The sequence below is a fragment of the Pseudomonas brassicacearum genome, from assembly GCF_000585995.1.
GTDB lineage: Bacteria > Pseudomonadota > Gammaproteobacteria > Pseudomonadales > Pseudomonadaceae > Aquipseudomonas > Aquipseudomonas brassicacearum_A.
Genome location: NZ_CP007410.1, coordinates 1,980,242 through 1,996,548 on the forward strand (window position 1 = coordinate 1,980,242; position 16,307 = coordinate 1,996,548).

At 61.5% G+C, this 16,307-nt stretch carries 13 protein-coding genes; 8 read left to right on the plus strand and 5 right to left on the minus strand.

Annotation, left to right across the window (positions count from 1 at the left end; genetic code table 11):
• Window positions 1–39: 39 nt before the first annotated feature.
• The gene (locus tag CD58_RS08650) at window positions 40–795 is read left to right on the plus strand and encodes a spermidine synthase (RefSeq protein ID WP_025212625.1); all 756 of its coding nucleotides are present in this window, start codon (window positions 40–42) and stop codon (window positions 793–795) included.
• Window positions 796–1,284: 489 nt separating this feature from the next.
• Entirely contained in the window at window positions 1,285–2,958 is a 1,674-nt protein-coding gene (locus CD58_RS08655; RefSeq protein WP_025212626.1) for a DEAD/DEAH box helicase, read from the plus strand.
• A gap of 215 nt (window positions 2,959–3,173) precedes the next feature.
• On the opposite strand, the gene CD58_RS08660 is transcribed toward CD58_RS08655, so the two are convergent.
• Window positions 3,174–3,941 carry a DODA-type extradiol aromatic ring-opening family dioxygenase gene (locus CD58_RS08660; protein ID WP_025212627.1) on the minus strand — a complete coding sequence of 256 codons (768 nt, stop codon included), beginning with the start codon at window positions 3,939–3,941 and terminating at the stop codon, window positions 3,174–3,176.
• A gap of 103 nt (window positions 3,942–4,044) precedes the next feature.
• On the opposite strand from CD58_RS08660, the gene CD58_RS08665 reads away from it, so the two are divergent.
• Window positions 4,045–4,698, plus strand: a complete 654-nt coding sequence (locus CD58_RS08665; protein WP_025212628.1) for a thiopurine S-methyltransferase — start codon at window positions 4,045–4,047, stop codon at window positions 4,696–4,698.
• A 577-nt stretch (window positions 4,699–5,275) separates the two neighbouring features.
• Here CD58_RS08665 and htpX read toward each other — a convergent pair.
• Entirely contained in the window at window positions 5,276–6,163 is an 888-nt protein-coding gene (gene htpX / locus CD58_RS08675; protein ID WP_003199411.1) for a protease HtpX, read from the minus strand.
• Between the two features lie 302 nt (window positions 6,164–6,465).
• Window positions 6,466–7,677, minus strand: coding sequence for a pyridoxal phosphate-dependent aminotransferase (locus CD58_RS08680; RefSeq protein ID WP_025212629.1), 1,212 nt, complete (start codon window positions 7,675–7,677; stop codon window positions 6,466–6,468).
• A gap of 220 nt (window positions 7,678–7,897) precedes the next feature.
• Between CD58_RS08680 and msrB the strand changes: the two genes are divergently transcribed.
• From msrB to CD58_RS08695, 3 genes are all read left to right on the plus strand, one after another.
• Window positions 7,898–8,290 (plus strand): peptide-methionine (R)-S-oxide reductase MsrB, encoded by a 393-nt coding sequence (gene msrB / locus CD58_RS08685; RefSeq protein WP_025212630.1) that lies wholly within the window; start codon window positions 7,898–7,900, stop codon window positions 8,288–8,290.
• A gap of 273 nt (window positions 8,291–8,563) precedes the next feature.
• Complete coding sequence (locus CD58_RS08690) at window positions 8,564–9,049, plus strand: glutathione peroxidase (protein WP_003199416.1); 486 nt, start codon at window positions 8,564–8,566, stop codon at window positions 9,047–9,049.
• Window positions 9,046–9,507 carry a MarR family winged helix-turn-helix transcriptional regulator gene (locus CD58_RS08695; protein ID WP_025212631.1) on the plus strand — a complete coding sequence of 154 codons (462 nt, stop codon included), beginning with the start codon at window positions 9,046–9,048 and terminating at the stop codon, window positions 9,505–9,507. Before CD58_RS08690 ends, CD58_RS08695 begins: the two co-directional genes overlap by 4 nt.
• Here the strand turns inward: CD58_RS08695 and CD58_RS08700 are convergent.
• Window positions 9,491–11,812 carry a hybrid sensor histidine kinase/response regulator gene (locus CD58_RS08700; RefSeq protein ID WP_025212632.1) on the minus strand — a complete coding sequence of 774 codons (2,322 nt, stop codon included), beginning with the start codon at window positions 11,810–11,812 and terminating at the stop codon, window positions 9,491–9,493. The two genes, CD58_RS08695 and CD58_RS08700, sit on opposite strands and share 17 nt — an antisense overlap.
• A gap of 163 nt (window positions 11,813–11,975) precedes the next feature.
• Here CD58_RS08700 and CD58_RS08705 point away from each other — a divergent pair, with 163 nt between their 5' ends.
• A complete protein-coding gene (locus CD58_RS08705) occupies window positions 11,976–12,866 on the plus strand; it encodes an ATP-binding protein (protein ID WP_025212633.1) in 891 nt (296 codons plus the stop codon).
• The gene (locus CD58_RS08710) at window positions 12,863–13,345 is read left to right on the plus strand and encodes a GAF domain-containing protein (RefSeq protein ID WP_025212634.1); all 483 of its coding nucleotides are present in this window, start codon (window positions 12,863–12,865) and stop codon (window positions 13,343–13,345) included. Before CD58_RS08705 ends, CD58_RS08710 begins: the two co-directional genes overlap by 4 nt.
• On the opposite strand, the gene CD58_RS08715 is transcribed toward CD58_RS08710, so the two are convergent.
• Entirely contained in the window at window positions 13,346–16,294 is a 2,949-nt protein-coding gene (locus CD58_RS08715; protein ID WP_025212635.1) for an HD domain-containing phosphohydrolase, read from the minus strand.
• Window positions 16,295–16,307: the final 13 nt, after the last annotated feature.

Sequence of the window (16,307 nt, forward strand, 5' to 3'; positions counted from 1 at the left end):
CGCGCTGCCGCAGCGGTCCGGTGACCATCAGGAGATGAAATGACAGAGGAGCGCGTCGAGCATCTGCTCGCCGAGGTGCACGACGAGTTCGGCATGATCCGAGTGTTCGAAGTGGCCGACTACCGGTTTCTTGAGTTCGGCGATGCCATTGAGCAGAGCTGCGTGTTCACGGCCGATCCGAGCTGGCTCGAATACGATTACACCCGCGCCATGCTGATCGGTGCGTTGTGCCATGAGCAGCCGGAGAGCGCGCTGTTCCTGGGATTGGGAGCCGGTACGTTGACCCAGGCCTGCCTCAAGTTCCTGCCGCTGGAAGACGTCGAGGCTATCGAACTGCGTCCCGACGTGCCGCGCCTGGCCATCGAATACCTGGGGCTGGACGACGATCCGCGACTGTACATCCGCGTTGGCGATGCTTTGGAATTGCTTGAAACGGCGGAGCCGGCGGACCTGATTTTCGTCGACCTCTATACCGATGTGGGCCCTGGCGTCGGGCACCTGGCCTGGGGCTTCCTGGAAAACTGCCAGAAGCGCCTCAACCCGGGCGGCTGGCTGGTGATCAACCAATGGGCCACCGATGACGGCAAACCGTTGGGCGCGGCGCTGTTGCGCGGCTTGTACCACCGGCATTATTGGGAGCTGCCGGTGAAGGAGGGCAATGTGATCCTGATTGTGCCGGCGGACCTGGACCAGGAGCTGGACATGCAAGGACTGGTCGCCAGGGCCGAAGGGCTGGCGCCGCGCTTGGGGTATTCGTTGCAGTCACTGATCAAGGCGATCCGGCCGGCGACCTGATCAAAGGCCCCCAAAACCTTTTTACAAGTGAGTTCCCCTGTGGCGAGGGAGCTTGCTCCCGCTGGGTCGCGAAGCGGCCCCCTTCGATTTCAGATATCAACCCAGGCGTCTGCTTCGCAGCCGAGCGGGAGCAAGCTCCCTCGCCACAAGGGCAAAGTCGTCTGGAGATGAATCGTTTTAGCTGACTGCCCCAAGGCCTTCTGACAGCGAGCCCTGAACTGGGGCTCTGCGATAAAAAAAGCTCCCTTTTCGGGCGAATTCCGGTATAGTGCGCGCCGGCCTTTAGCCGGGCCGCGTCAAGGTAGCGCAATTCTCCGAAGTCAGCTTCGGTTGCATGTCCGCACAACGGATGCTTCCACGACGTTCTTTTTCATTCATTCGTTTTCGCAAATCCCCGCCGACAAAGCAGCCAGGGCGACTCTTGAGTCTCAACACGGCACGCGCAGCTTTGGAGCATGGGTCTTTGCGGATGCACTTAGAGGCAGACCCATGACCCAGGAAACCGGCGGCTTCGCCGCTTTTAATCTCAATCCGAACATTCTTGCAGCCGTCATTGCGACCGGCTACGAAGAACCTTCGGCTATTCAGCAGCAATCGATCCCGATCATCATGGCCGGCCACGACATGATTGGTCAGGCGCAAACCGGTACGGGTAAAACCGCCGCGTTCGCCCTGCCTATCCTGCATCGCATCGATCCTGCCAAGCGCGAGCCGCAAGCCCTGATCCTGGCGCCAACCCGTGAGTTGGCGCTGCAAGTAGCCACCGCTTTCGAAACCTACGCCAAGCAAATGCCCGGCGTTACCGTTGTGGCCGTTTACGGCGGCGCCCCGATGGGCCCACAACTGAAAGCCATCCGTAACGGCGCACAGATCGTTGTCGCCACTCCGGGTCGTCTGTGCGACCACCTGCGTCGTGACGAGAAAGTCCTGGCTACCGTGAACCACCTGGTTCTCGACGAAGCCGACGAAATGCTCAAGCTCGGCTTCATGGATGACCTGGAAGTCATCTTCAAGGCCCTGCCAGCCACCCGTCAGACTGTATTGTTCTCGGCCACCCTGCCGCAGTCGATCCGAGCCATTGCCGAACGCCACCTGCGCGATCCGCAACACGTGAAGATCCAGACCAAGACCCAGACCGTCACCGCGATCGAGCAGGCTCACCTGCTGGTTCACGCTGACCAGAAGACCTCGGCTGTATTGAGCCTGCTGGAAGTCGAGGATTTCGACGCCCTGATCATGTTCGTGCGCACCAAGCAAGCGACCCTGGACCTGGCCAGTGCCCTGGAAGCCAAAGGCTACAAGGCCGCTGCGCTGAACGGTGACATTGCTCAGAACCAACGTGAGCGCGTCATCGAATCCCTCAAGGATGGCCGCCTGGACATCGTTGTGGCAACCGACGTCGCCGCCCGTGGCCTGGACGTTCCGCGCATCACCCACGTATTCAACGTGGACATGCCGTACGATCCAGAATCCTACGTTCACCGTATCGGCCGTACTGGCCGTGCCGGTCGCGAAGGTCGTGCCCTGCTGCTGGTCACCCCGCGTGAGCGCCGCATGCTGCAAGTGATCGAGCGTGTGACGGGTCAGAAGGTGGCTGAAGTTCGCCTGCCGGACGCCCAGGCCGTTCTCGATGCCCGCATCAAGAAACTGACCAACAGCTTGTCGCCGCTGGTGGCTGACGCCGAATCGACCCACGGTGATCTGCTGGATCGCCTGACCGCCGACATCGGTTGCACCCCGCGTGCCCTGGCCGCTGCTCTGCTGCGCAAGGCCACCAATGGCCAGGCGCTGACCTTGGCTGCGATCGAGAAGGAACGTCCACTCGTGCCGAACAGCGCACCACGTGGTGACCGTCCTGAGCGTACCGGTGATCGTCCGGACCGTGGTGATCGCGAGCGTCGTGCGCCGATCCCGCTGGCCGAAGGCCGTGCTCGCTGCCGTACCGCGCTGGGTGCCCGTGACGGCATCGCCGCCAAGAACCTGCTGGGGGCCATCCTCAACGAAGGCGGCCTGGCGCGTGAAGCCATCGGTCGCATCCAGGTGCGTGACAGCTTCAGCCTGGTGGAACTGCCGGAAGATGGTCTGGAGAAGTTGCTGACCAAGCTGAAGGACACCCGCGTAGCCGGCAAGCAGCTCAAGCTGCGTCGCTATCGCGAAGATTGATCGGCCTCGGGCTGATTGATCGAACATAAAAAATCCCCGACTGGTTCGGGGATTTTTTTTGCCTGTTGGTGAGTGTTCCGTCAGGTTGGCCGGGGTTGTCCCATTCGCGAGCAAGCCCGCTCCCACATTGGCCTATGGCGTCCACTGATGCTGTGTTCACCGCAATCCCCTGTGGGAGCGAGCTTGCTCGCGATTGGAGCGACTCGGTCCATCGGTCAATCGAACCGATAAATGTCCATCCCCAGCGTCCCCATCGAGAACCCCGTATGGGCAACACTGAATGTCCCACCGGCACCCCGGGCAAAATACAGCGGCAACAGGTGTTCGTCGCTGGGGTGGGCGCGCACGGCGTTCGGCGCCTGGTGACGGTAATCATGCAGGGCAGCTTCATCGTTGGCCGCCAGCTTCTCAACGATCCAGTCGCGAAAGGCCTTGGCCCAGGGCTCGATGCTTTCAGGTCCGGCGTTCCAGTCCAGGTCGCGCAGGTTATGGGTGATGCTGCCAGAGCCAATCAGCAAGACTCCTTGATGGCGCAGGCTCGCCAGGGCCTGGCCAACCTGCGTCTGCAACACGGGTCCCTGGCGGCTGGGCAAGGAGACCTGCACCACCGGGATGTCCGCCTCGGGGTACATCAAGGACAGCGGTACCCAGACGCCGTGATCGGAGGGTCGTTGATTGTCGAGGCGTGCCGGCAGGTGTGCGGCATTGAGCATGCCTGCTACTTGCGCGGCCAGCTGCGGATCGCCCGGCGCGGGGTACTGCACCTCATACAGTGCCGGCGGAAAGCCGCCGAAATCGTGCCAGGTGCGTGGCTGCGGATTGGCGCTGACCACCAGTTCATTGCTTTCCCAGTGGGCGGACACGATGACGATGGCTTTGGGCCGGGGCAGTTGGGCGGCGAGACTGGCCAGTGCCGGGCCACTGTCGCCGGGTTCCAGGGCCAGCATCGGTGAGCCATGGGAGATAAACAGGCTGGGCAGCATGAACGGACTCCTGAGCGTTAAGATGGTGTCATCTTCCGCCAGGTCAATGATCTAAATCTAATATAAGTTTTAGCCCGTTTTGATCGATTTTTTGGAGCGAATCATGGAGCCGGAGTTTTGGCATAAGCGGTGGTCATCGAATCAGATCGGCTTTCACTTGCCGGAAGTGAACCCCTATCTGCAACGTTTCTGGCCGCAACTGGGATTGGCGCAGGGCAGTCGAGTACTGGTGCCCCTGTGCGGGAAAACCCTGGATCTGTTGTGGCTCGCCCATCAGGGGTATTCGGTGCTGGGCGTGGAGCTGTCGGAAAAAGCCACTGTCGATTTTTTCCTCGAGCATCAGCTTGAGCCTAGCGTGGATGAAGAGGGCGCTTTCAAGGTGTTCCGTGCCGGTAATATTGAGATCCGCTGCGGTGATTTCTTTGCCTTGGGTGCGCAGGAGGTGGCCGGTTGCACTGCGTTGTACGACCGTGCGGCATTGATCGCCTTGCCTGTGTCGATGCGGGAACGGTATGCGGCCCATCTGCAGAACATCCTGCCGGAGTGCGTGGGGCTGTTGATTACCCTGGATTACGATCAGGCACAAATGCCCGGGCCACCGTTTTCCGTCGGGGATGACGAAGTGCAGCGGCTGCTGGGAGACGCCTGGCGGCTGGAGGTCTTGCAGGAGCAGGATGTGCTGGGTGAAAGCTGGAAGTTCTTGCAGGCTGGCGTGACGCGGCTGGATGAGCGGGCGTATCGGATTTCCAAGGGGTAAAGGGGACTAGCACTTTACTGAGGGGGACGTGTGTCAAAATCTAAGGCAAAGCAAGAGCGGGGGTAGATCCAGCATCTATGTGGCTGATCCATCGCCATCGCGAGCAAGCTCGCTCCCACAGGAGGAACGCGTTCATCCCGAACCAGGTCGGCTATAAGGCCGCCTCGCTTCGGCTTTTGATCTTAGGCGCCCCGTTAAACCACGCTGGCCGAACGCAGGCATTGCGTAGTGGGCAACCCGGCATGGATGCCGGGTTAGCCGCGCTGGGCCATGGATGGGCCTTCGCGGCGGCCCACGGAGCAATGCCTGCGTTCGGGCATGCCGAGCCTAGGCGAGGCACCGAGTGGTGGGGCATGAGCGTTTTGCTTACTTTTCGCCGGGCCGCGCAGGCTTCTCAAAAGTGAGCCGCTGTAAGAGCGGAACCGCCAGCAGCCGTTACCGAAGAAACGGATATACACACGAACTATAACCATAAAGACGTGCCCCCTCCAAAAAAACGGCGCTTCCCCCCTCAGGAAGAAGCACCGTTTTTTCTTAGAGTGAACCGCTTTGCTGCAGGTCTAAAAAGCCTGAACGATTAGCCGCGACGACGCAGTGCGTCGATACGCTCTTCCAGCGGCGGGTGGCTCATGAACATGCGCGCCAGGCCCTGTTTGATGCCGCCGTTGATGCCAAAGGCGTTCAGGGTGTCGGGCATGTGGACGGGCAAGCCTTGCTCGGCGCGAAGGCGTTGCAGCGCGCCGATCATGGCGCTGGTGCCCGCCAGGCGTGCACCGGCGTCGTCGGCGCGGAACTCGCGTTTGCGCGAGAACCACATGACGATGGCGCTGGCGAGGATGCCCAGTACCAGCTCGGCAAAGATGGTTGCCACGTAGTAGGCGATACCCTGGCCTTCTTCATTCTTGAAGATCACCTTGTCAACGAAATTGCCGATGATGCGGGCAAAGAACATCACGAAGGTGTTCACCACGCCCTGGATCAACGCCAGGGTCACCATATCGCCGTTGGCGACGTGGCCGATCTCGTGGGCCAGCACGGCCTTGACTTCGTCGGGTGAAAACCGCTCGAGCAGACCCTGGCTGACCGCGACCAGTGCGTCGTTCTTGTTCCAGCCGGTGGCGAAGGCGTTGGCCTCGTAGGCCGGGAAAATCCCGACTTCCGGCATTTTGATACCGGCTTCGCGAGACAACTGCTCGACGGTTTGCAGCAGCCATTGTTCATGGCGAGTGCGCGGCTGGCTGATGATCTGGGTGCTGGTGCTCATCTTCGCCATCCACTTGGAGATGAACAGCGAGAACAGGGAACCGGCGAAACCGAACACCGCACAGAAGATCAGCAGCTGATTGAGGTTGAGGTCAACCCCATTGGCCGCCATGAACCCGTTGAAGCCAAAAAGGCTCAGGGTGATGCTGGCAATCAGCACGACCGCCAGGTTAGTGGCCAAAAACAGCAGGATGCGCATCATGGTTGTAGAAATCTCCTCATGCTAAAAATGTAGCGTCATGCGGGGTATATAAGGTGCTGCCGCAGGCTATTCAACTCACTGACTATTTCAAACTGTGTCCTACAGGCGTCCTAAATGATTGAAAGACTTTTCTGAAAGTGACCGCGAAAAAGAAATGTGCTGCCTGTACCCCGTGAACGTTGAGCCCGGGTGTCCGTCGGCTGGTCAGCCCCTAGTGTAGAAGGCCGGCCGAAACCAGTGGCATGGATATGTTGCTGAATCAAACAGCGTGCGAGGCGAGGACTCCTCGCACGCTGTGAGGCTTATTGGCGGTAGGACTTGAGGAAGTTGCCGATCCGACCGATGGCCTGGTCGAGGTCATCGACCCGCGGCAGGGTCACAACGCGGAAGTGATCCGGCCACGGCCAGTTGAACGCCGTGCCCTGGACCACCAGCAGCTTCTCGGACAGCAGCAGGTCGAGTACGAATTTTTCATCGTTGTGGATCGGGCAAACCTTGGGGTCGATACGCGGGAAGGCATACAGCGCGCCCATCGGTTTGACGCAACTGACGCCGGGAATGTCGTTGAGCAGTTCCCAGGTACGGTTGCGTTGTTCCAGCAGGCGGCCCTGGGGCAGGACCAGGTCGTTGATGCTCTGGTAGCCGCCCAGCGCCGTCTGGATCGCGTGTTGGCTCGGGACGTTGGCACACAGGCGCATGTTGGCCAGCATGTCGATGCCTTCGATATAGCTCTGGGCGTGGTGCTTGGGCCCGGTAATGACGATCCAGCCGGAGCGGAAACCGGCGACCCGATAGGATTTGGACAGGCCATTGAAAGTCAGGCACAGCAGGTCCGGCGCCAGGGAGGCGGTGCAGATGTGCACGGCATCGTCGTAGAGGATCTTGTCGTAGATCTCGTCGGAAAACACCACCAGGTTGTGCTGGCGGGCCAGTTCCAGCATGCCCAGCAGCACTTCCCTGGAGTACACCGCGCCGGTCGGGTTGTTCGGGTTGATGATCACCAGCGCCTTGGTATTGGGCGTGATCTTGGCCTTGATATCCGCCAGGTCGGGGAACCAGTTGGCCTGCTCGTCGCACAGGTAATGCACGGGGTTGCCGCCGGACAGGCTGACGGCGGCGGTCCACAATGGGTAGTCCGGCGCCGGCACCAGCACTTCATCGCCGTTGTTGAGCAGGGCCTGCATCGACATCACGATCAGCTCGGAGACGCCGTTACCCAGGTAGATGTCTTCGATGCCGACACCTTCGACCTGCTTCTGCTGGTAGTACTGCATCACGGCCTTGCGGGCGCTGAACAGGCCCTTGGAGTCGCTGTAGCCCTGGGCGGTTGGCAGGTTGCGGATGACGTCCTGGAGAATTTCATCGGGCGCTTCGAAACCAAAGGGTGCCGGGTTGCCGATGTTCAGCTTGAGGATGCGATGGCCTTCCTCTTCCAGGCGTTTGGCGTGCTTGAGCACCGGGCCGCGAATGTCGTAGCAGACGTTGGCGAGCTTGTTCGATTTGCTGACCTGCATGGCGATGTGTTCCCGAAAATGAACGATCCAGGCGGCGTATGAACTACCGTACTGGGGATCCTGCGTCTGTGCCCAGGCCTGACGCGGTACATGCGTGACAATCCGTTTGAATGCGCATGACGTGACTGCCAGACTGGCGCCTGACGAGGCGCAATCATACGTGCCGCCCGATCTGCTTAAAAGCGTCGGATCGGGCTTTTTCAATTGCCGAGGTAGGACGATGGAAAAGTTGGAAAAAACCCTTGAAGAATGGCGCGCCATGCTCGACCCGGAACAGTACAACGTCTGTCGGTTGAAGGGCACCGAACGGCCTTTCTCCGGTAAATACAACGCCACCAAGACCGACGGTGTGTACCACTGCATCTGCTGCAACGAACCGCTGTTCGATTCGCAGACCAAATTCGATTCCGGCTGTGGCTGGCCGAGTTTCTATGCGCCGCTCGAAGGCAGCGCGGTGGTGGAGGTGCGGGATGTCAGCCACGGCATGATCCGCACCGAAGTGGTCTGCGCCAAATGCGACGCCCACCTGGGCCACGTCTTCCCCGATGGCCCGCCACCCACGGGCCTGCGTTACTGCATCAACTCGGTGTGCCTGGATCTGGTGCCCCGCTAGGTACTGTTTGGATCGGGAACAGGCTCACCTGTGGCGAGGGAGCTTGCTCCCGCTGGGCGGCGCAGCCGCCCCCAATAAGGGTTGACGCGGTCTTCCAGGGCAATCGCGTCAGCCCGGTTTACGACGGCTGCGCCGCCGAGCGGGAGCAAGCTCCCTCGCCACATGAGCGCCTGCATTGTTCCTTCTGCATGAATAAGACTCCAATAATTAAATTGCACACAATTGAATCGCTCGCTATCGTTGCCGCCTGTCCCATACCTTCGGAGCCTTGCCATGAGCGACAACCTGCTGAGCATCCCGTGCACCACCATCAAGGGTGAGCAAAAGACCCTCGCCGATTTCGCTGGCAAGGCGGTGCTCGTGGTCAATACCGCCAGCCAGTGCGGGTTCACCCCGCAATACAAGGGCCTTGAGGCGCTGTGGCAGACCTATAAGGACCAAGGTCTGGTGGTGCTGGGCTTTCCCTGCAATCAGTTCGGCAAGCAGGAGCCGGGCAATGAAGGGGCGATCACCGAGTTCTGCGAACTGAACTTCGGCGTGAGCTTTCCGCTGTTCAAGAAAATCGAAGTCAACGGCGCCAACGCCCATCCGCTGTTCGTCCAGCTTAAACAGCGTGCACCCGGCGTGCTGGGGTCCAAAGGGATCAAGTGGAATTTCACCAAGTTCCTGATCGGCAAGGACGGCCAGGTGGTCAAGCGTTTTGCCCCAACCACCAAACCCCAGGACCTGACCGGCGAGATTGAAGCGCTGCTCAAATGAATGACCTGTCAGTCGATTCGCTGAAGCTCGACAGCCAGCTGTGCTTCAAGCTGTACGCCGCGTCCCGGGCGGTGATCCGTGGCTACAAGCCGATGTTGGATCAGCTCGGCCTGACCTACCCGCAATACCTGGCGATGCTGGTGCTGTGGGAGTGGCAGGAGACCGCGCCGGAACAACCCACGGTCAAGGCCCTGGGCGAACGGCTGCTGCTGGATTCGGGCACTCTGACGCCGCTGCTCAAGCGCCTGGAACAACTGGACCTGGTCCAGCGCCAGCGTTCGGCCCGCGACGAGCGGGAGGTGCACTTGAGTCTGTCGGCGACAGGTCGGGCTTTGCGTGAGCAGGTCGGCCCGCTCAAGGCCCGCCTGTTGTGCGACAGCGGGATTGACCTGGACCGCCTGGCGAGTTTGCGCGACGGTCTCGATCATCTGCTGGGGCAGATCAAAGCGCTGACGTAGTGGGTACCCACTGATCCAGCAGCGCTGCCAGCTCTTCGCGGCGGAACGGCTTGGACAAGTAATCGCTCATGCCGGCGACCCGGCAGCGCTCGCGCTCCTCGGGCATGGCGTTGGCCGTCAGCGCGACAATCGGCAGATCCGGCCAGCGCCCGCTTCGGCGGATCTGCCGGCTGGCTTCGTACCCGTCCATCACCGGCATGTTGCAGTCCATCAGCACCAGGTCGAAAACCTGTTGTTCAAGTTGATCCAGGGCCTCGGCGCCATGGCCCGCGACGATGACTTCGCAGCCCAGCTTGACCAGCATGCCCTTGGCCACCAGTTGGTTGACCGGATTATCCTCCACCAGCAACACCCGCCCGCGCTTGGACGGCGCCCGGGTTTCGATCTGCGCATCATTAATGGTGGTTGCCTCGCTTTGCAGGGCGCGTCGCAGGATCTGGTACAGCGCATGGCGTGCCAGCGGCCGAGCCTGCTGTAACAGGGGCGCGAGGGCAGCGGCCTCTTCGCTGGGCATGAAGCTGCCATAGGCGGTCACCAGCAGGATCGGAGCGTCGAAGGTTGGTCGCAGGGTGAATAGGCATTCCGGGCAATCAGTGATCAGAATATCCGGCTTGAGCCCCAGCAGCCTGTCATCCACGGAGCGCCTCACGTAGTCGAGCCCCCAGCCCGGTAGCAACATTTCCAGCAACTCGGCCAGGCCGCTGCTGGCGGAGGTAATGGCGACGACGTTGCCGCGCAGGAGTTCGACAGGCGCCGCAGGGGTATGGCAGGGCAGGGGCAGGTCGGCGCAGAACTGGCTGCCGAAGCCGGCTTCGGAACTGATGGTCAATCGACCCTGCATGGCTTCGCAGAGGTTGTAGGTCAGCGCCAGGCCCAGCCCGGTGCCACCAAACTGGCGGGTAATACCCGCGCCTGCCTGGGTGAACGGCTGCAAAATTCTCGCTTGGGCCTCTTGGGGGATGCCAATGCCCGTGTCGCAGACCTCGATCCGTACACCGCCGTCGTAGTGGCTCAATTTCACATCGACCCGGCCGAAGCGCGTGAACTTCAGTGCGTTGGACAGCAGGTTGCTGACGATCTGCCGCACCCGGGTCGGGTCGCCAAGGATCTGCGCCGGGAACTGCGGGTCGATCAGGCAGGCGAGCTCGACGCTGGGGGCGGCGTTCTGGGACAGCAGGTTGGCGGTATCCTCGACGAGGGAGCCGAGGTCGAACGGGATGCGCTCGAGTTCCAATTGACCGGCGTCGAATTTCGACAGGTCGAGAATGTCGTTGAGCAACTCGACCAGGACCTTGCCCGAGTCATGGGCAATCGACAGCTGCTGTTGTTGCTCGGCCGTCAGGGGACCGTCCAGGGACAGCGCGATCATCCCCAGCAGGCCGTTGAGTGGCGTGCGGATCTCATGGCTCATGTTGGCCAGGAAGGCAGAGCGGGCTTCGGCCATGTCCAGCGCCGTGCGCCGGGCAACCTCCAGCTCTTCGTTGGATTGGCTGAGGCGGGCGTTGATGGCCTTGAGTTCGGCAGTGCGTGCCGAGACGATGTTTTCCAGTTGCGCCAGGTATTCGGTGAGACGGTTTTCGGCCGTGCGCCGCTGCTGGATTTCGGTGGAGATATTGTCGAACTGTTGGTTGGCGACCGACACCAGTACACCGATTTCATCGGACTGGTGGCCGGCAGGGCATTCCAGGCGGTTCTGTTCGTGGTTGCTCGGGTCGCGACTGCTCAGCTCGCGAATGACCCGGACCAGGGGCTTGGTCAGCATCACATAGAACAACGCCAGCAGCAGGCCGGTCAGGATCAGGCTGCGGGCAAAACCGTTGAGCAGCGTGACTTCGGCGCGGCGCAGGAAGCGGCTGCCGAACGCGTAGGTGTCGACGTCCAGCCGCAGCATGCCCAGGGATTCGCCGGGCAGGTGATCCAGGTAGAGTCGGTCTTCGAATTGGCGCTGGGCGCCGAACAGGAAGTCGCTGATGAACCGGTAACTGCTTTGCAACTCTGGCCGTTTGACGCTGGCCAGCACGGTATTGTTATTGTCGATCAGCTCGGCACCGATGATGGCCGGTGAACGCAACAGGCCCATGGACAGCTCCTGGGCGAGTTCGGAGTCGATGTTGTAGGCGATGCGCGAGGCCGGGTTGTGGCTGATTTCCAGCAACGACAGGATTTCACGGTTGATCGAGGCGTCTTCGCTGGCATAATCGATGCCTATCTGCATCAGGCTGAGCAAAGTGCCCAGTACGAAGCCCACCAGGACGGTCAGTCGGGCCTGTTTATAGGACAACCGTTGGGTGAATCTGATGTCCATGGAGTGATGAACCACTTACGTTTCCCTTCGCCCGTCAAGCATAGCTGATCATCTCTGAATACCGGTGCTGCCGGTGTGTGTTGTGTGGGATAGACCCGCCATTGGATACGACGTTTCGTCGCGTTGGCGCCATCATTACTGTGAACCTGTCCGAGGAGAAGACGTGGATTCCCGATTGAATGCTTTTCTTGAGCGCGCCGATGCCGTGCTGGCGCGTATCGAACCCTTGTTGCCCGCGCCCCGGCTGGCGATCGATTGGACCCAGACCCTGGCCGCGCGCTGGCAGCGGGACGGGCGTAGCGGTTACCTGCTGCCGCTTCAAGTCAGCCTCGACATGCGCCTGTCGGACCTGATTGGCGTGGATCGCCAGGTCGAACAATTGGGTCGCAACACCCGGCAGTTCATCGACGGCATGCCCGCCAACCATGCGTTGCTCTGGGGTTCGCGGGGTACCGGCAAATCGTCCCTGGTGCGTGCGTTGCTGGCCGAGCACGCCCCGCATGGCCTGCGGCTGATCGAGATCGAGCGCGATCACCTGGCCGATCTGCCCCGGGTGGTCGAGCAGATCGCGAAACTGCCACAGCGCTTCGTGGTGTTCTGCGATGACTTGTCGTTCGAGTCCGGTGAAGGCGATTACCGCGTGCTTAAAAGCGTGTTGGATGGTTCGCTCGAGCAGGCGCCGGATAACGTGCTGTTGTACGCCACCTCCAACCGCCGCCATCTGGTGCCGGAGAAGGAAAGTGACAACGAAAACTGGAAACGGGTCGACGGCGAGCTTCACCCCAGCGAAGCCGTGGAGGACAAAATCGCCTTGTCCGACCGTTTCGGGCTGTGGCTGTCGTTTTATCCGTTTACCCAGGAGCATTTCCTCAACGTGGTAGAGCACTGGATCGGCGAACTGGCGGCCAAGGCCGGGCTGGCCTGGCAACGCGACGAGGCGCTGGACATCCAGGCGGTGCGCTGGGCCACCGGACGCGGCAACCGCAACGGGCGTTGCGCTTATCAGTTTGCCCGTTATTGGGTGGGCCTGAAACTGTTGGAGCACAAGGCATGATCGATTTGCAGAATACGGGAGCAGGCCTCGACGGCTACGGGTTGTTATCGGCACAGCTGGAATCCTTGCTGGCCGATGAGCGTGATTTCATTGCCAACGCCGCGCAGTTCTCGGCGTTTCTGTTCAGTCAGCTGGACGACTTGAACTGGGCCGGTTTTTACCTCAATCGCAATGAAGAACTGGTGTTGGGGCCGTTCCAGGGCCAGATCGCCTGTGTGCGGATTCCTTTCGGTCGCGGTGTGTGCGGTACCGCTGCGGCGACTCGCCAGACCCAGCGTGTCGAAGATGTCCATGCCTTCGCCGGCCACATCGCCTGCGACAGCGCCTCGAACAGCGAGCTGGTGGTGCCGCTGGTCAAGGACGGGCGCCTGATTGGCGTGCTCGACCTGGACAGCCCGAAACTGGCGCGCTTTACCGAGCATGACCAGGCCGGCATTGAACAGTTGGCAGCGATCTTCCTGCGCCTGACGGATTGCTGATCATGCCTTCAGCCCTGCCTTGACCCGCAGGCTGTCCGGGTCGACGTCGTCGATCTGCTGCGGGTCGAGAAACTGGCTGGCGTAATCGAGGTAGATCCGCGCATCGATGAACAACCCGAACAGTTCGGGATCGATGTGCGCGTCTCGGCACATGGTGGCCATGATGCCCAGGGCTTCGCTCAGTTTCTTCGCTTTCTTGTAGGGGCGGTCGGCCGCCGTCAGCGCTTCGAAAATGTCGGCAATCGCCATCATGCGGGCCGGCAGGCTCATCTCCTCGCGCTTGAGCCGCTTGGGGTAGCCGCTGCCATCCATCTTCTCGTGATGACCGCCGGCGATCTCTGCCACAGAGTCCAGGTGGCTGGGGAAGGGCAACTGGCTGAGCATCAGGATCGTCTGCACCATGTGATGATTGATGACATAGCGTTCCTCACGGGTCAGCGTGCCTCGGGTAATGCTGAGGTTGTAGAGTTCGCCGCGGTTGTATTTCCACGGCGGCACGTCGAGCTGGAAGCCCCACGGGTTGTCCGCCGGGATCAGCTCGGCGGCGTGCCGTTCCAGCAGGTGCTCGGGCTTGTCCGCCAACAAGGGTTCGGTGACCGGGAGGGTTGGCCTCGGCGTGCGCGCCTGGCGCCGATTCTCTTCCCAGGACACCCCGAGGCGATCATCGAGGGTCCGGGTCCACGGGCGCTGGGCGATGTGCTGCAAGCGTTGCAGATCGGCGTCGGCCATGGCTTCGGAGCCCAGATTGCAGCGGGCGACAAAGGCAAAATCGTCATCGAGGCTGGCCAACGCCGCGTCGCGCCGCTGGGCCAGGGTTGACGGCTCACCCCCCGTCGCCACGGCCTGCCAGTAATCGACCCAGGCATCGCGCTTGAGCACCTCGAAGCGGGTACGAATTTCGTGAATCCGATCGTTCAGGGTTTCCAGCTTGGTGGCTTTATCCACCACGTATTCGGGCGTGGTGACCTTGCCACAATCGTGCAGCCAGGCCGCAATGTGCAGCGCTTCCCACTCATCTTCCGTCGGTCGGTAGGCCTGGAACGCCGGCGCCTGGCTGGCGGCGGCAGCCTGGGCGAGCATCAGCGTCAGGGCCGGTACCCGTTGGCAATGGCCACCGGTGTAGGGGCTCTTGGCATCGATCGCACCGGCCAGTAGCTGGATGAACGAGTCCAGCAATTGTTTTTGCCTGGCCTGCAGGCGCTGGCTTTCGATGCTCACGGTGGCGGCGCCGGACACAGCCTGCAGGAAGGCGATGCGGTCTGGTTGCAGTTTTTCCAGGTCGGCTTCGGTGCCGCTGTCGGCGATCAGCAGTACCAGTACGCCGATGGTTTCCTGATGGCGATTGCGCAGGCGAATGCCGATCAGATGAACCCGTGGAGCGTCCAGGGCCAGCAGGACGCTCCGCAGGTCGGCGGCCTGCTCGAAGCCCAGTGAGGTCACGAGGTTTTCCGAGGTGGCCAGTGGCTGGAGCCATGGCGGGCTGTCGTCAGTGTCAAGCCCATAGCCTGTCAGCTCGAAGGTCTTGAGGTCTCGAGGGGCTCCATCGATCACCAGCCCGTACGGCTTGACCCGATCCTCGTCGTTTTCGCGCAGGTAGATCAGGCCGGCCTGGGCCTGGGCGATTTTTACGGTCTCGAACAGCACTTGTTCCAGCAAGGGGGCGAAGCGGGTTTCGGCGCGCAGGCTGGCGGTGATTTCAAAGAAGCTTGCCAAGGTTTCTTTCATTCGCGCCATCGAGACGCTCAACTGATCGACCTCCAGCACGGGGGAGCGACGCGACACCGGGTAGTTGAAATCAAAGCTGCGAATGGCATCGGCCTCCTGCACCAGCGCATGCAGGGGCTTGACCAGGATTCTGGAGGTCAGCCAACCCAGGGGCAGGCACAGCAGCAAGGTGGCGAGGGTGATGAGCGCGCCTTGCCAGCGCAGGCGATAGGCATCGGCCAGCAACTCGTCTTCAGGGACCAGCAACGCCAGTTCCAGACCCTGCGGCCCGCCTTCCTGCATGTGGCTGCGAGACACGATCCACTGGCGTCCGACCGCCGTCAGACGCGAAGTGTCAGTGTTGTCGTCGAGCGCGGCGGCGATGGCCGGGCTGAGGTCACGGGCCTTGATCAGGCGAGCCGACTGGATGTCGGCAATCAGCCGGTTGCTGTCGGGGTAGCCCACCGCGTTGCCTTCGGGGTCGAGCAACACAATCTCGGTGCCGGCGGTCACTTTGTGCTTGGCCAGGGTTTGGGACAGGGCCGCCAGGGTCAGGTCGGCACCGATGACCGCCCCCTCGCCGCTGCGCCGGGCCAGGGTGGTGCCGATATGGCGGCTAGAAAAAAACACATAGGGTTCGGTGGTGATCTGGCCTGCGTTGTTCAGTGCGCTGCGAAACCAGCTGCGACTGCGCGGATCGTAGGATTCGTCGGCAATGTCCTGGCGATTGATGAGCACCAGGGCCTCGTCGTAAAACAACGACTGGGAGCGGAGCGGACCTTCGTTGTTCGCCCGCTCCACGGTCCAGACCTGATAGGCCGCGTTGGCCGGCGCTTTCAGGGTCGCTTTCAGGTCGGCGGTGCGCAGTGGCCGGACCATCAGAAAGTCGCCGTTGCTGTCGCCCAGGTACAGCGACGCCAGGTTCGGGTTGTCCCGCAGCGCCTGGCTGAAGGGCACGAGCAGGGCGAGGCGTTGGGCCATTTGGGGCGAGCGAGTCGCCGGGTAGTCGGCCAGCAGGCCTAACAGATGGCGGATCGGTTCGTAGGTGTCGTACAAATCCAGGCGCACATCCTGCTCGATGCGGTTGAACAGCTTTTCGCTGCTGGACAGGATGATTTGTGTGGTTTGTCGGTAATTGAAAATGCCCAGCACCACACCCGTCAGCAGCAGAAGCAGGGTAAACATCAAGCTGATGTGGACATGCAGGGGAAACCGGCGTTTTTCCGGACGCGGTGCGCTGGGCATTGCAGTCACTCCA

Excerpts from the sequence above, each read along its gene's own strand:
- CD58_RS08660 (WP_025212627.1), bottom strand. The coding sequence starts at position 3,941 with ATGCTGCCCAGCCTGTTTATCTCCCATGGCTCACCGATGCTGGCCCTG.
- CD58_RS08715 (WP_025212635.1), bottom strand. The coding sequence starts at position 16,294 with ATGCCCAGCGCACCGCGTCCGGAAAAACGCCGGTTTCCCCTGCATGTC.
- CD58_RS08695 (WP_025212631.1), top strand. The coding sequence starts at position 9,046 with ATGAATGACCTGTCAGTCGATTCGCTGAAGCTCGACAGCCAGCTGTGC.
- CD58_RS08665 (WP_025212628.1), top strand. The coding sequence starts at position 4,045 with ATGGAGCCGGAGTTTTGGCATAAGCGGTGGTCATCGAATCAGATCGGC.
- CD58_RS08690 (WP_003199416.1), top strand. The coding sequence starts at position 8,564 with ATGAGCGACAACCTGCTGAGCATCCCGTGCACCACCATCAAGGGTGAG.
- CD58_RS08700 (WP_025212632.1), bottom strand. The coding sequence starts at position 11,812 with ATGGACATCAGATTCACCCAACGGTTGTCCTATAAACAGGCCCGACTG.
- msrB (WP_025212630.1), top strand. The coding sequence starts at position 7,898 with ATGGAAAAGTTGGAAAAAACCCTTGAAGAATGGCGCGCCATGCTCGAC.
- CD58_RS08650 (WP_025212625.1), top strand. The coding sequence starts at position 40 with ATGACAGAGGAGCGCGTCGAGCATCTGCTCGCCGAGGTGCACGACGAG.
- CD58_RS08655 (WP_025212626.1), top strand. The coding sequence starts at position 1,285 with ATGACCCAGGAAACCGGCGGCTTCGCCGCTTTTAATCTCAATCCGAAC.
- htpX (WP_003199411.1), bottom strand. The coding sequence starts at position 6,163 with ATGATGCGCATCCTGCTGTTTTTGGCCACTAACCTGGCGGTCGTGCTG.
- CD58_RS08710 (WP_025212634.1), top strand. The coding sequence starts at position 12,863 with ATGATCGATTTGCAGAATACGGGAGCAGGCCTCGACGGCTACGGGTTG.
- CD58_RS08680 (WP_025212629.1), bottom strand. The coding sequence starts at position 7,677 with ATGCAGGTCAGCAAATCGAACAAGCTCGCCAACGTCTGCTACGACATT.